We start from the raw sequence: 11141 nt of genomic DNA on the forward strand, positions 1-11141 counted from the left end.
AATCAAATTTGGTCGGCGAAAAGTTGCCGACCGACGTTCATGTGGATAATACACGCGTTAATCAACTTTAACAAGAATTAACTTTTTTGATTTCAGTTTTTGAGGGAGCGTTTCGACATCGTCAACTCACCAAATCCAGCGAGGATCATTCGATGTCGACCCAACTGAAGCACCTGATCTCTGAAGATATTCTTGCCGTTGAACCGCAAGTCTGCGGGTTCTCCGGAGAGGGCCTCGAGATGTTCACATCGTGGTCCGGCCCGGCCGAGACGGCAATCTTTAGTGGAAACGCGGTCGAGGCGTTCACCTCCTGGTCGGGCCCGGTTCGCTCGGATCGTGACGCCGGCGATGCCGTCGAAGCCTTCACCTCGTGGTCCGGCCCGGTCCGCTCCGAGCGCGACGCCGGCGATGCCGTCGAGGCGTTCACCTCCTGGTCCGGCCCGGTCCGTTCCGAGCGCGCCGCCGGCGATGCCGTCGAGGCCTTCACGTCCTGGTCCGGTCCCGTCCGCTCCGAGCGCGACGCCGGCGACGCCGTCGAGGCCTTCACGTCCTGGTCCGGTCCCGTCCGCTCCGAGCGCGACGCCGGCGATGCCGTCGAAGCCTTCACCTCATGGTCGGGCCCGGTCCGCTCGCAGCGCGATGCCGGCGACGCCGTCGAGGCGTTCACCTCGTGGTCCGGCCCGGTCCGTTCCGAGCGCGACGCAGGCGATGCGACCGAAGCCTTCACCTCGTGGTCGGGTCCCGTGCGCGCCTGAGGCCGCGACCTGCCCGGACGGGGCGCCGCGTGCGCGCCCCGTCCCGGCCCCCGACGGACCTGGCCATGCCGGACACGGCCCGGCCACAACCACACGAGGAGACGTTCATGACCACCGTGATCCAGTTGAACGCGCCGCACCGCATCCCGCCGCGCGAAACCCGCCTGTCGTCGCTGCTGGCGCTGTTCGCGCAAGGCCGGCGCGGCGGCGATGACGTGTTCTGGCTCAAGGAGAACGCCGAGCTTCTGAACGTGCTCGAATGCACCGGCCAGGATGTCCCGCTCGAGGCACTTGCGGTGCATGCCGGCTTCTACCGCGACGCCGCAGAGCGGCTGCGCTTCTTCCCTCAGTACTACCGCTTCTTCCTGTCCATGGTCCTCGACCTCGAGGATCTGGGCGTGCCGGGCGAGACCGCCGAGGCGATGGTCGCCTTCGCCGATCGCATGGGCCTGCCCGAGGCCGAGCTGTCGGACCTGCAGCGCGCCGAGGCGCGCCGGCTGATGCGCCGCCGCGGCGTCGACGCGATCCGCGAACCGGGGTTGGACGACCGCCTTCGGGCCTTCGCGTCGCGCAACGCGACCTTCGCGCTGCCCAACAAGAAGGCCGCGTACGAGCTCACGCACATCGTCTTCTACCTGACCGAATACGGCCGCCGCCCGGCCGACTTGCCGGCCGAGGCCATCCGCTCGCTGCACTTCGCGGGCCTGACCGCCTTCCTGGAACAGAACGCCGACCTGCTGGCCGAGATCTGCATCGCGCTGGTCTGGGCGGGCGACGCGGCGCCCGTGCTGTGGACCGACTGGCTGGAAGAGCAGACCGCCAGCTTCGGGCTGACGACCGCACCGGACGTGTCTGTGGCGGACGATTACCACGAATTCCTGGTCTGCAACTGGCACGCTGCGGTCTCCGGCCGGCCGGTCTTCCGCAAGCCGATCGCGGCCGAGCGCACGCGCTTCGACCGGGCGCCGCGCCTTGCGCCGCTGTCCGAGATCAGCCGCGCCATGATGACGCTCGACACCGCGCGCAGCGGCGACTGGAACGTCATGCGCGACCGCATGCAGCCCAGCCTGTCGCCCGCCACCTGCGACCTGATGGAGGCCGCCGCCCGGTCGAGCGAGCATTTCGACGCGTTCTTCGAGGGCTTCGCCCGGGCGGGCCGGCCATGAGCGTGCGTGCGATTCAAAGCCTCGCCGCGGGCGGTGCGCTGACCGGCGCCGCGCTCGTCGTTGTCTACACCGGCATGATGGCCGGCGCGGACGGCATCACCAAGCTGATCGCCGGCGGCTACGAGGCGCCGCAGCTCTTCGCGATCTCGGCGGCGCTGGTCGCCGGGTTCTGCCTGCTCAGCGCGAAGCGCGGCGGCGAGGTCGGCCTGAAAGTCGCCAGCCGCGGCACCATGGCCGTGCGCGCGGTGCTGACGGTGATCGCGTCTATCGCCTTCTTCCAGGCGTTCCGCCTGCTGCCCTTCGCCGACGTGTTCCTGTTCATCGGGCTGATCCCGCTGTTTGCGGCGGCACTGTCCGGCCCGGTGCTGGGCGAGGCGCCGCGCCCGATGGCCTGGGCCGCGCTGCTGCTGGGCTCGGGCGGGATGCTGCTGCTGATGCCGGGCGGCTTGTCGGGCATGCAGGCCGGCCACCTCTGGGCGCTGACCGCGTCGCTGACCGGGTGCGGTTCGATGCTGGCCGCGCGCCGCATCGCCAAGGTCGAGCGCGTGCCGCTGGCGCAGGTCTTCTGGCCGAACCTCGCGCTGATGCTCGCCATGGGCGTGGCGTTGCCCTTCGTGTGGAAGCCGATGGGTCTTGCCGACGTGGCCTGGGTCGGGGGCTACGCCGCGATGCTGTTCGGCGCGCGCTACGTCTCGGCCGAGGCGCTGCGGCTGCTGCCGGCACACGTGGCGATGCCGCTGATGAACCTGCAGTTCGTCTGGATGGTCGCGATCGGCATGGTGGCCTTCGGCGAGATCCCGGCGCCGGGCACGGTTCTGGGCGTGACGCTGGTCGTCGCCTCGGGCCTGTGGCTGATCGCCGAGGAGCAGATGGCGCGCGGCCGCCGCACCGCCTGATCCCGCCAATCGAAACGCGGACGGCGCCCCGAGGGGCGCCGTTTTGCGTACCGTGAAAGCGGCCTACATCGAGAAGGACGTACCGCACCCGCAGGAGCTGGTCGCGTTGGGGTTCTCGATCACGAAGCGCGCGCCGATCAGCTCCTCGGTGAAGTCTATGACCGCGCCCTCGAGGAAGGGCAGGGACACCGGGTCGACCACCACGCGCTGGCCGTGGCCCTCGAGCACGAGATCCTCGGCCTCGGGGGCGTCGAGCTTGATCTCGTACTGGAAGCCCGAGCAGCCGCCGCCCTCGACGGCGACGCGCAGCGCCTGGCCCTGATCGCCGGCGCCGATCTCCTGCAGCCGGGTAAAGGCGCGGTCGGTGACTTTTGGCGGAAGGTGCATGGCGGGCCCCGTCAGGTTTATCTTTGCGAATGGTCCGAATATATGACGCCGAGGACCCGACAACAAGGTGACCGAAGCGATGCGCGCCCCCTATGCCTGCGAGCCCGAGACCGCCCGAGGCCGGCTCTACCCCGAGGAGGAAAGCGCCTTCCGCTCGTGCTTCCAGCGGGACCGCGACCGGATCATCCATTCCAGTGCGTTCCGGCGGCTCAAGCACAAGACGCAGGTCTTCGTCGAGCACGAGGGCGATTTCTACCGCACGCGGCTGACCCATTCGATCGAGGTGGCGCAGGTGGCGCGCACGATCTCGAACGCGCTGGGGCTGAACGTCGACCTGACCGAGGCGGTGGCGCTGGCGCACGACCTCGGCCACACGCCCTTCGGCCACACGGGCGAGGACGCGCTCGACGCGCTGATGCGGCCCTATGGCGGGTTCGACCACAACGCCCAGACCTTGCGCATCGTGACGCGGCTGGAGCGGCACTATGCCGAGTTCGACGGGCTGAACCTGACCTGGGACACGCTGGAAGGCATCGCCAAGCACAACGGCCCCGTGGTGGCCCGCGCCGGAGACACCGATGGTGTGCCCTATGCCTTGGCTGAATATGACGCCGAGCACGATCTGGAACTGCACACCCATGCCAGCGCCGAGGCGCAGGTGGCCGCGCTGTCCGATGACATCGCCTACAACAACCACGACCTTCACGACGGCCTGCGCGCGGGCCTCTTCTCCGAGGCCGATATCGCGCAACTGCCCATCGTCGGGCCCGCCTACGCCGAGGTCGACCGTCTCTATCCCGGCCTCGACGCCTACCGCCGCCGGCACGAGGCGCTGCGCCGCGTCTTCGGCGCGATGGTCTCGGACCTGATCGACACGTCGCGCGCGCACCTTGAAGGCGGCGGGTTCGCCGACGCGCAGGCGATCCGCGCCTGCGGCCGCCCGGTGATCGCCTTCTCGGACCGGCTCTGGTCCGAGCTGCGGCAGATCCGCGCCTTCCTGTTCGAGAACATGTACCGCGCGCCCCGCGTGATGGAGCAGCGCGCCCGCGTCACCCGCGTGGTCGAGGACCTGTTCCCCCGCTTCATGGCCGACCCGGCGCTGCTGCCCGCACGCTGGCAGACCGAGATCGCCGGCCTGCGTGACGAGACCGCTCTGGCACGGCTGGTGGCCGATTACGTCGCCGGCATGACCGACCGCTTCGCGCTTCAGCTGCATGCGGATCTGACCGGCACCGATATCCTGGACGACGGCCACTAGGGCAGGCCGCGGGGCGGCGTTTGACGCCGCCCGTTCACATGGTAATGGACGGCGCGAAGGAGCCGTTTCATGAACCTGTTTGCCGAGATCCGAGAGCTTGTCCTGTCCGCGCTGGACGCCGAGGGGCTGATCCCCGAGGGCGCCAACCGCGACGCCATCACCGTCGAGCCGCCGCGCGACCCGTCGCATGGCGACATGGCCACGAACGCCGCGATGGTGCTGGCAAAGCCGCTCGGCCGCAAGCCGCGCGACGTGGCCGAGGCGCTGGTCGGACGTCTCTCTCAGGACGACCGCATCGCGACGGCCGAGGTCGCGGGGCCGGGCTTCATCAACCTGCGTCTCGCGCAACCCGTCTGGCAGGCGCTTCCGGCCGCGATCCTGGAGCAGGGCGCCGATTACGGCCGCTCGACGCTGGGGCAGGGGCAGAAGGTCAACGTCGAATACGTCAGCGCGAACCCCACCGGGCCGATGCATGTGGGCCACGCGCGCGGCGCGGTGGTCGGCGACGCGCTGGCCTCGCTTCTGGCCTATGCGGGCTACGATGTGACGCGCGAATACTACATCAACGACGGCGGCGCCCAAGTCGACGTGCTCGCGCGGTCGGTCTACCTGCGCTACCTCGAGGCGCACGACCTGTCGGTCGACTGGCCCGAGGGCAGCTATCCGGGCGACTACCTGATCGAGGTGGGCGAGGCGCTGAAGGCCAAGGTGGGGGACGCCTGGATCGACCAACCCGAGGATGTCTGGATGGACGAGGCGCGCGAATTCGCCACCGACGCCATGATGGACCTGATCCGCGCGGACCTCGCCGCGCTGGGCGTGCGGATGGATCACTTCTTCTCCGAGAAGTCGCTCTACGGCACCGGCCGGATCGAGGCGGCGATCGACAGTCTGCGCGGCAAGGGCCTGATCTATCGCGGCGTGCTGGAACCGCCGAAGGGCAAGACCCCCGAGGATTGGGAGCCGCGCGAGCAGACGCTGTTCAAGTCGACCGAGCACGGTGACGACGTCGACCGCCCGATCATGAAGTCCGACGGCGGCTGGACCTATTTCGCGCCCGACATCGCCTATCACTACGACAAGGTCGAGCGCGGCTTCGACTGGCTGATCGACATCTTCGGCGCCGATCACGGCGGCTACGTCAAGCGGATGAAGGCCGCCGTCGCCGCGCTGTCGGACGGCCACGTCCCGCTCGACATCAAGCTGGTGCAGCTGGTCAAGCTCTACCGCAACGGCGAGCCGTTCAAGATGTCCAAGCGCGCCGGCACCTTCGTGACCCTGCGCGACGTGGTCGACATGGTGGGCGCCGATGTCGCGCGCTTCCACATGCTGACGCGCAAGAACGACGCGCCGCTGGATTTCGACTTCGACAAGGTGGTCGAGCAGTCCAAGGAAAACCCGGTCTTCTACGTGCAATACGCCCATGCGCGCGTGGCCTCGGTGCTGCGCAAGGCGGTCGAGGCGGGCATCGACGTCGGCGACGACGCGCTGGCGGGCGCCGACATGACCGGCATGACCCATCCGGCGGAGCTGGCGCTGGCCGGAAAGCTCGCCGAATGGCCGCGCCTGGTCGAGATCGCCGCCCGCAACACCGAGCCGCACCGTGTCGCCACCTACCTGTCGGAACTGGCCGCCGACCTGCATGCGCTGTGGAACCGCGGCAACGACGAGCCGGGCTTGCGTTTCCTGCAGGACGATCCGGCCACAAGTCAGTCCAAAATCGCGCTGGCGCGGGCCGTTTCTGTTGTTATTTCGGCCGGTCTGGGTATCTTGGGCGTCACGCCGATGGAGGAAATGCGCTGAGACAAGGCGTGGCCTGCATCGGTCCTGCAGGCAAGCGCGGGTCGCTCCCGCGCCCAAATCGAGCACAGGCGCGGGTCGTGATCCCGCGCGGAACGAGGCGGACATGACCGAATACTACCAACACTCGGGGCAGGCCGCCCCGGCACCCCGCACCGTGGCGACCTTCACCCACTGGGCCGGCGCCGCCGTGTCGTTGTCGCTGATCGCGGGCATCGGGGTCTGGGGCTACAAGCTGGTCGCGCGCGACGTGAGCGGCGTGCCCGTCGTCCTCGCGGCCGAAGGTCCGATGCGCATCGCGCCCGAGGATCCGGGCGGCCGTCTGGCCGACCACCAGGGCCTGTCGGTCAACACGATCGCTGGCATCGGCGTCGCCGAAGGCCCGACCGAACGGCTGGTTATCGCCTCGCGTCCCGCCGGCCTTGCCGAGGAGGACGTGGCGCAGGGCGCGCTGCAGACCTACGAACGCCAGTCGGCCGAGGCCGAGGCAGAGGCGCAGACGCGCCTTGCCGCCGCGACAGGCACCGAGGCGCCCGAGAGTGCCGCGCTGTTCGCCGCCACCGGCGACGAGACTGCACCGCTGCCCGCGACCTTCACGCGCGAGGACGTGGTCATTCCCGCCGACAGCCCGCTCGCGCAATCCGACAACCCCGAAATCGCGGCGCTGGTCACGCAGCTGACCGACGGTGTGACGCCGCTGGGCGCCGAGGCCGACGCGGGTGCCGAAGAGACGCTGGCGTCGCTCGACGCAAGCGTCCTCGACGAACGAGACGTCGCCTTCGAAGAAACCCCCGCCTTCGGCGGCGTGCGCCCGCAGGGCCGTCCGGTTCTGGTCGCCGCCCGCGCCGAGCCCGTGGCCGTGACCTCCGGCGCGTCCGAGACGCGCACCGATACGCTGGTGCCCGGCTCGGTCATCGCCGAGGCGCTGGGCATGGGCGGGCCGGCCGCGGCCGAGATCGCGCCCGAGGATCTGCCCGCCGGCACGCGCCTTGTGCAGATCGGCGCCTTCGACAGCGCGGCGACCGCACGGTCGGAATGGGACCGGCTGATGGGCCGCTTCGACGCCTATCTCGGCGACAAGAAGCGCGTCATCCAGCAGGCGCAATCGGGCGGGCGCACGTTCTACCGTCTGCGCGCGCACGGTTTCGCCGACCTGTCCGACGCGCGCCGCTTCTGCGCCGCCTTCGTCGCCGACGGCGTCGACTGCATCCCGGTCGTCAGCCGGTGAGCCGGTTCTCGGCCGCGATCCTCGGCTGTGCCGGAGCGCGGCTGACCGAGGACGAACGCCGCTTCTTCGGGCGCGCCAACCCCTTCGGCTTCATCCTCTTCTCGCGCAACTGCGAGACGGCCGAACAAGTCCGCGCCTTGACCGCCGAGCTGCGCGACGCCGTGGGCCGCGGCGCGCCCATCTTCATCGACCAGGAAGGCGGCCGCGTGCAGCGCCTGCGCCCGCCGCTGGCCACGGACTGGCGCCCGCCGCTGGACGACGCGACCGATGCCGGCGACCGCGCCGCTGAGGCGCTGTCCCTGCGCTACGCCATCATCGCCGCCGAATTGCGCGCCCTGGGCATCGACGGCAACTGCGCACCCGCGCTCGACGTGGCGCGGGCCGAGACGCATCCGTTCCTGCGCAACCGCCTGCTGGGCACCGACCCCGACACGGTGGCACGGCTGGGCCGTGCCGTGGCCGAAGCGCATCTCGCCGGCGGCGTCCTGCCGGTGATCAAGCACATTCCCGGCCACGGCCGCGGCACCGCCGACAGCCACCTGCATCTGCCGCGCACCGATGCCGGCACGGACGCGCTGGACTCGGACTTCGCGCCTTTCGCGGCGCTGTCGGACCTGCCGCTGGGCATGACCGCGCACATGGTGTTCGAAGCCTACGACGCCCAAGCCGCCACCGTGTCCTCCACGATGATCGGCCTGATCCGCGACCGGATCGGTTTCGGCGGGCTGCTGATGACCGACGACATCTCGATGCAGGCGCTGTCGGGCGACGTGGCCAGCCGGGGCAGGGCGGCGCTGGACGCCGGCTGCGACGCGGTGCTGCACTGCAACGGCGACGCGGACGAGATGCGCGCCGTGATCGACGTCGCGGGCCCCATGACCGACGCCGGCCAGGCCCGGGCCGAGGCCGCGCTGACCGCGCGACGTCCCGCCCCGCCGGTTGACATCGCCGCGCTGCGCGCCAAGCTGGACGCGCTGCTGCCCGCATCGGTGCCATGACCGACCAAGACTTCGAGCCCGAGATCGTCCCGCTCTCCGTCGCCGACCGCCTCGCGACCGAGGCGCTGGTGGTCGACGTGGACGGCTTCGAGGGGCCGCTCGACCTGCTTCTGAACATGGCGCGCACACAGAAGGTGGACCTGCGGCAGATCTCGATCCTGGCGCTGGCGCGGCAATACCTGGTCTTCGTGGAAAAGGCCCGCGCGCTGCGGATCGAGCTGGCCGCCGACTACCTCGTGATGGCCGCCTGGCTCGCCTTCCTGAAATCGCGCCTGCTGCTGCCGCCCGACCCGGCCGACGAAGGCCCGTCGGGCGAGGATCTGGCCGCGCATCTCGCGTTCCAGCTCGAACGTCTGCAGGCCATGCGCGAGGCGTCCGCGCGCCTCTGGGCCGGCAACCGGCTGGGGCGCGACGTCTTTGCCCGCGGCATCCCCGAGGACGTGACCCGCCACCGCCGCGTCGAATACACCGCCACGCTCGTGGACCTGATGAAGGCCTATTCGCGCATCCGCACGCGCGACGAATTCCGCCCGTTCGTGATGGACCGCGACAAGGTCTTCACCATGGAAGAGGCGCTGGACCGGCTGCGTGGCATGATCGGCTTCGCCGGCCAGTGGACCGAGCTGCAAAGCTACCTGCCCGAAGGGTGGGATGACGATCCGGTCAAGTGGCGCAGCGCCACCGCCGCGACCTTCGCCGCCTCGCTGGAACTGGTCAAGGAAGGCCGCGCCGAGCTGCGCCAGCAGGGCATGTTCGCCCCCATCCAGATGCGCCGCCGCGAGCGTCGCGATGGCTGAGCCCGACACACCGGAACAGGGCGAAAGCCTGTTCGCAGCGCCCCCGATGGGCGAGCAGGAGCGCATGGTCGAGGCGATCCTCTTCGCCAGCGCCGAGCCGGTCACGGTGGCCGAGCTGGCCGCGCGCATGCCGCATGGCTGCGACCCGGCCGAGGCACTGGCCCATCTGCGCAAGCGTTACGAGGGGCGCGGCGTGCGCCTTGTCCGCGTGGGCGACGCCTGGGCGATGCGCACCGCGCCCGACCTCGGCTTCCTCATGAGCCGCGAGACCGTCGAACATCGCAAGCTGTCGCGCGCCGCGATGGAGACGCTGGCGATCATCGCCTACCATCAGCCGGTGACCCGCGCCGAGATCGAGGAGATCCGCGGCGTGTCGGTCTCGCGCGGGACGGTGGACCTGTTGCTGGAGCTCGAATGGGTGCGCTTCGGCCGTCGCCGGATGACGCCGGGCCGGCCCGTCACCTTCGTCGTGACCGAGACGTTCCTGGATCATTTCGGCCTCGAATCCGCCCGCGACCTGCCGGGCCTGGCGGAGCTGCGCGCCGCGGGGCTGCTGGACTCGCGCGCGCTGCCGCCGGGCGCGCCGGCCCCGGACGACGAGGACGCCGACGAAAGCCCCGACACCGGCCAGAGCGAGCTGTTCGAGGACTGAGCGCCTTCAGCTGCTGAAATGCTTGGACAGCTTCAGCCCCTGGCCCTGGTAGTTCGACGCGATCCCCGCGCCGTACAACTGCTCGGGGCGTGCTGCCATGCGTTCGTAGACCAGCCGACCGACCACCTGCCCGTGCTCCAGCACGAAGGGCGCCTCGTGGCAGCGCACCTCGAGTACGCCCCGCGCGCCGTGCCCGCCCGCCGCCGCGTGGCCGAAGCCGGGATCGAAGAAGCCCGCGTAATGCACCCGGAATTCGCCCACCATGGCAAGGTATGGCGCCATCTCGGCCGCGTAGTCGGGCGGGATGTGCACCGCCTCGCGGCTGACGAGGATGTAGAACGCGCCCGGGTCCAGAACGATGCGGCCGCGCCCGTCGACGCCGGTATCGCCCTCGATCCGGTCCCAGAAGCCCGCCGGGTCGTAATGCCCGATACGGTCGAGGTCGATCACGCCGGTATGCGGCCGCGCGCGCCAGCCGACCAGACCTCCGCGCCCGGGCCGCAGATCGACCGAGAAGCCCAGCCCGTCGTCGATCGTGACAGGCCCGCCCGAGACCAGCGTGTCTGTCTTCTGCAGCGCTGCCAACTCGGCATCGTCCAGCACCGCGCGCCCGCGGCGAAAGCGGATCTGGTTGAGCCGCATACCCGGCCGCACCAGTACGGAAAACGAGCGCGGGCAGATCTCGGCGTAAAGCGGCCCTTCGTGGCCGGGCGCGATGCGGTCGAACTCGGCCCCGCCATCGGTGATGACGCGGGTCAGCAGGTCCAGCCGTCCGGTCGAGCTCTTGGCGTTGGCGATCGCCTGGAGGTCGCGGGGCAGGGCCAGACGCTCCATCAGCGGCACGACGTAGACGCAGCCCTTCTCGAGCACGGCGCCGGCGGTCAGGTCGATGCGGTGCATCTCGAACTCGGCGATGCGGTCGGCGACGCTGCGCCCGTCGCCCGCCAGGAACGACGCGCGCACCCGGTAGGCGATGGTGCCCAGCCGCAGGTCGAGGCTCGCGGGCTGGATCTGCCCGTCGACGAAGGGCAGGTCGGCCGAGATTGCTCCGGAAGCGATCAGGTCGGCGATCTGCTGCGAGGGAAGGACACCGGTCATCGCGCGCTCCGATACGACCGGAGCGCTGCGAGACGGTGGATCGAGGAAATTCTGGTCGGGCTAGCAGGACTCGAACCTGCGACCTTCCGTCCCCCAGACGGACGCG

11 protein-coding genes are annotated in these 11141 nt (G+C 70.1%); 9 read left to right on the forward strand and 2 right to left on the reverse strand.

The window, feature by feature from the left end:
• The first annotated feature begins 86 nt into the window (after positions 1 to 86).
• From ACFDTC_RS15495 to ACFDTC_RS15505, 3 genes are all read left to right on the forward strand, one after another.
• Positions 87 to 755: a hypothetical protein gene (locus ACFDTC_RS15495; RefSeq protein ID WP_375259789.1), complete on the forward strand. Its 669-nt coding sequence runs from the start codon at positions 87 to 89 to the stop codon at positions 753 to 755.
• Between the two features lie 107 nt (positions 756 to 862).
• The gene (locus ACFDTC_RS15500; protein WP_375259790.1) at positions 863 to 1921 is read left to right on the forward strand and encodes a hypothetical protein; all 1059 of its coding nucleotides are present in this window, start codon (positions 863 to 865) and stop codon (positions 1919 to 1921) included.
• Positions 1918 to 2817, forward strand: a complete 900-nt coding sequence (locus ACFDTC_RS15505; protein WP_375259791.1) for a DMT family transporter — start codon at positions 1918 to 1920, stop codon at positions 2815 to 2817. Before ACFDTC_RS15500 ends, ACFDTC_RS15505 begins: the two co-directional genes overlap by 4 nt.
• Positions 2818 to 2880: 63 nt before the next feature.
• On the opposite strand, the gene ACFDTC_RS15510 is transcribed toward ACFDTC_RS15505, so the two are convergent.
• On the reverse strand, positions 2881 to 3204 hold the full coding sequence (locus tag ACFDTC_RS15510; RefSeq protein ID WP_375259792.1) for a HesB/IscA family protein: 324 nt from the start codon (positions 3202 to 3204) through the stop codon (positions 2881 to 2883).
• A gap of 79 nt (positions 3205 to 3283) precedes the next feature.
• Here ACFDTC_RS15510 and ACFDTC_RS15515 point away from each other — a divergent pair, with 79 nt between their 5' ends.
• From ACFDTC_RS15515 to scpB, 6 genes are all read left to right on the forward strand, one after another.
• The gene (locus ACFDTC_RS15515) at positions 3284 to 4462 is read left to right on the forward strand and encodes a deoxyguanosinetriphosphate triphosphohydrolase (RefSeq protein WP_375259799.1); all 1179 of its coding nucleotides are present in this window, start codon (positions 3284 to 3286) and stop codon (positions 4460 to 4462) included.
• Positions 4463 to 4531: 69 nt separating this feature from the next.
• Positions 4532 to 6265, forward strand: coding sequence for an arginine--tRNA ligase (gene argS / locus ACFDTC_RS15520; RefSeq protein WP_375259793.1), 1734 nt, complete (start codon positions 4532 to 4534; stop codon positions 6263 to 6265).
• Positions 6266 to 6368: 103 nt separating this feature from the next.
• Positions 6369 to 7490, forward strand: a complete 1122-nt coding sequence (locus tag ACFDTC_RS15525; protein ID WP_375259794.1) for an SPOR domain-containing protein — start codon at positions 6369 to 6371, stop codon at positions 7488 to 7490.
• Positions 7487 to 8488, forward strand: a complete 1002-nt coding sequence (locus ACFDTC_RS15530; RefSeq protein WP_375259795.1) for a glycoside hydrolase family 3 N-terminal domain-containing protein — start codon at positions 7487 to 7489, stop codon at positions 8486 to 8488. Before ACFDTC_RS15525 ends, ACFDTC_RS15530 begins: the two co-directional genes overlap by 4 nt.
• Positions 8485 to 9285: a segregation and condensation protein A gene (locus ACFDTC_RS15535; protein WP_375259796.1), complete on the forward strand. Its 801-nt coding sequence runs from the start codon at positions 8485 to 8487 to the stop codon at positions 9283 to 9285. The genes ACFDTC_RS15530 and ACFDTC_RS15535 overlap by 4 nt, the downstream gene beginning before the upstream one ends.
• Positions 9278 to 9937 carry an SMC-Scp complex subunit ScpB gene (gene scpB, locus ACFDTC_RS15540; protein WP_375259797.1) on the forward strand — a complete coding sequence of 220 codons (660 nt, stop codon included), beginning with the start codon at positions 9278 to 9280 and terminating at the stop codon, positions 9935 to 9937. Before ACFDTC_RS15535 ends, scpB begins: the two co-directional genes overlap by 8 nt.
• Before the next feature lie 6 nt (positions 9938 to 9943).
• Here the strand turns inward: scpB and ACFDTC_RS15545 are convergent, their stop codons facing one another.
• Positions 9944 to 11035, reverse strand: a complete 1092-nt coding sequence (locus ACFDTC_RS15545; protein WP_375259798.1) for a 2'-deoxycytidine 5'-triphosphate deaminase — start codon at positions 11033 to 11035, stop codon at positions 9944 to 9946.
• Between the last annotated feature and the right edge of the window lie 106 nt (positions 11036 to 11141).

Origin of the sequence: Citreimonas sp., assembly GCF_042096055.1 — a bacterium.
Lineage (GTDB): Bacteria > Pseudomonadota > Alphaproteobacteria > Rhodobacterales > Rhodobacteraceae > Citreimonas.

Coding starts and splice junctions, on each gene's coding strand:
- ACFDTC_RS15500 (WP_375259790.1), top strand. CDS start 863: ATGACCACCGTGATCCAGTTGAACGCGCCGCACCGCATCCCGCCGCGC.
- ACFDTC_RS15505 (WP_375259791.1), top strand. CDS start 1,918: ATGAGCGTGCGTGCGATTCAAAGCCTCGCCGCGGGCGGTGCGCTGACC.
- ACFDTC_RS15510 (WP_375259792.1), bottom strand. CDS start 3,204: ATGCACCTTCCGCCAAAAGTCACCGACCGCGCCTTTACCCGGCTGCAG.
- ACFDTC_RS15515 (WP_375259799.1), top strand. CDS start 3,284: ATGCGCGCCCCCTATGCCTGCGAGCCCGAGACCGCCCGAGGCCGGCTC.
- argS (WP_375259793.1), top strand. CDS start 4,532: ATGAACCTGTTTGCCGAGATCCGAGAGCTTGTCCTGTCCGCGCTGGAC.
- ACFDTC_RS15525 (WP_375259794.1), top strand. CDS start 6,369: ATGACCGAATACTACCAACACTCGGGGCAGGCCGCCCCGGCACCCCGC.
- ACFDTC_RS15535 (WP_375259796.1), top strand. CDS start 8,485: ATGACCGACCAAGACTTCGAGCCCGAGATCGTCCCGCTCTCCGTCGCC.
- scpB (WP_375259797.1), top strand. CDS start 9,278: ATGGCTGAGCCCGACACACCGGAACAGGGCGAAAGCCTGTTCGCAGCG.
- ACFDTC_RS15545 (WP_375259798.1), bottom strand. CDS start 11,035: ATGACCGGTGTCCTTCCCTCGCAGCAGATCGCCGACCTGATCGCTTCC.